The organism is Oscillatoria sp. HE19RPO, from assembly GCF_024220515.1.
Lineage (GTDB): Bacteria > Cyanobacteriota > Cyanobacteriia > Cyanobacteriales > Laspinemataceae > Laspinema.
Genome location: NZ_JAMXOT010000421.1, coordinates 1 through 2,039 on the forward strand (window position 1 = coordinate 1; position 2,039 = coordinate 2,039).

The 2,039-nt window shown below is 51.0% G+C and carries 1 protein-coding gene; it reads left to right on the forward strand.

Annotated features, from left to right (window positions below):
• The first annotated feature begins 91 nt into the window (after positions 1 to 91).
• A complete protein-coding gene (gene ribBA, locus NG833_RS28510; protein WP_254568648.1) occupies positions 92 to 1,789 on the forward strand; it encodes a bifunctional 3,4-dihydroxy-2-butanone-4-phosphate synthase/GTP cyclohydrolase II in 1,698 nt (565 codons plus the stop codon).
• Positions 1,790 to 2,039: the final 250 nt, after the last annotated feature.

The following is a 2,039-nucleotide window of genomic DNA, read 5'->3' on the forward strand; positions in this document are numbered from 1 at the left end:
AATCAGTCCAAAATTTCCGGTCGGGAAACGGGCTACAATAAACTTAGCTTGCCTAAATCAAAACATTACATTTACGCGAAAGATTTTATCTGTGGAATTGCCAGAAAACGCCGCAAAACAATCGTTTGAGTTTGACTCGATAGAGGAGGCCCTCGCTGAAATTGCAGCAGGCCGGTCCATTATCGTGGTCGATGATGAAAACCGAGAAAATGAAGGGGATCTGATCTGTGCGGCTCAGTTTGTAACACCAGAAATCGTGAATTTCATGGCGGTGCATGGTCGCGGATTAATTTGTCTGGCGATGACCGGCGATCGCCTGGATCAGCTAGACCTCCCCTTAATGGTAACCACCAACACCGACACCAACCAAACCGCCTTCACCGTCAGTATCGATGCCTCTCCTCAGCAAGGAGTCACCACGGGCATTTCTGCCGAGGACCGGGCCCGCACTATCCAGATTGCCATTAATCCCAACACCAAACCCAAGGATTTGCGCCGTCCCGGTCATATTTTTCCCCTGCGGGCCATATCTGGGGGGGTCCTGAAACGGGCGGGCCATACGGAAGCGGCAGTGGACTTGAGTCAACTCGCCGGACTCTACCCTGCCGGGGTAATCTGCGAAATTCAGAATCCCGATGGCTCAATGGCGCGATTGCCCGAACTAATCGAATATGCCGCCAAATATAACCTAAAAATGATCAGCATCGCGGATTTAATCGCCTATCGCCTCCAACATGAGCGATTTGTGATTCGGGAAACTGTGGCGGCATTACCCACGGAATTCGGCCAGTTCCAAATTTACGGCTATCGCAATACCCTGGACAACAAAGACCATGTGGCGATCGTCAAGGGAGACCCCGCCAATTTTACCGATAAAGCGGTGATGGTGCGGGTCCATTCAGAATGCTTGACCGGGGATGCCCTCGGTTCCCTGCGCTGTGACTGCCGAATGCAACTGCAAGCCGCCCTAAAAATGATTGAAAATGCCGGGGAGGGGGTGGTGGTCTATCTACGTCAGGAAGGGCGGGGAATTGGCCTGATTAATAAGCTCAAAGCCTATTCTCTGCAAGATATGGGCTTGGATACCGTGGAAGCGAATGAGCGCTTAGGCTTTCCTGCGGACTTGCGAAACTATGGCATTGGGGCGCAAATTCTCAATGATTTGGGGGTGAGCAAAATCCGCTTGATTACCAATAATCCGCGTAAAATTGCCGGATTAAAGGGATATGGCTTAGAGATGGTCGATCGCGTTCCCCTGCTGATTGAGTCCAATCCGTTTAATTGCACCTATTTGGCCACCAAGGCGGAAAAATTAGGGCATCTGCTCTTACAAACCTATTTGGTGACTGTGGCAATCCACTGGCAAGAACCGGAGTTGGAAGAGGGTCCTCCGGCCCAGGTCCAAGCCTGGTATGAGCATTTAGAAAAAATCCGCGAACTCGCCTCGGAGCACCATCTGGTGCTACAAGAGGAAAAACGCCCCGTCACCGTGGCCTTATTTGGCAAACCCCAGTTAACTTTTCACCTGGGATTTGACCAAGCGCATTTAGCCACAACGGATTGGTTTACCCATCCTGAACATCCTTATGTGCAGGCGACCTTTCGGATTCTCGATCGCCTCCTCCTCTGGCCCGATATTGATCAACTCCAGTTCCTCATCTCCACCGGCGTTGATCCTCTGACCAATCTCGGGGTGCAACTCCAACGCCAGTCTTTCCCTTTAAGTAAAATGCCTTCGCAACTGTGCGATAGCCTACATACCCAAGTGATCTATTGCTTTAAGGGGTAAGGGTAAAAGTAGCAGAATTACACCAGAGAAATCGAGGCTGATTTCACCGGGCAAATGGAAATCAAATGGGGCGGCGATCAGGGAGTCGTTGCTACAAGTAGGGGGATAACTCTCTCTCAATTTCTGCGGTTGAGTGAACGGGGTTCAAAATTCTGATCCTCCCCAAAATAAAATCTCTAAAACGTTCGTAGTAGCCCCGTCAATGTAGGGGCGCAATGCTTGCGCCCTCCGGAGGGCGCAAGCATTGCGC